General features: G+C 38.0%; 1 protein-coding gene. It reads right to left on the bottom strand.

Going from position 1 to position 266, the window contains the following annotated elements:
* A partial coding sequence (locus R2R70_RS20660; RefSeq protein WP_410979000.1) for a hypothetical protein occupies nucleotides 1–266 on the bottom strand: 266 nt, incomplete at both ends.

Genomic DNA, 266 nt, shown 5'->3' with positions numbered 1-266 from the left:
CTTCGTTCTATATCAACTTTTGGTGTTTGATTAGAAACATTTGTCTTATTACGACTTTCCTCTGCAAGTTGATCTTTAGTCGCTTGTTCGCTTCTTTCAATATCCACTTTTGGTAATAGATTAGAAGCACTTGCACCCGTTTCTTTTTGATCTGTTCTTTCCACATCTTCTCCATCCGCCACATACAATGGTGGCTTATAATCATCTGCTTTTGTATCTACACTTGAGCCATCAAGCTGCTGTCCTCTTTCTATTTCTTTTTTCGC

Source organism: Cobetia sp. SIMBA_158, from assembly GCF_046566945.1.
GTDB lineage: Bacteria > Pseudomonadota > Gammaproteobacteria > Pseudomonadales > Halomonadaceae > Cobetia > Cobetia amphilecti.
This window is presented reverse-complemented; position numbering and strand designations above follow the sequence as displayed.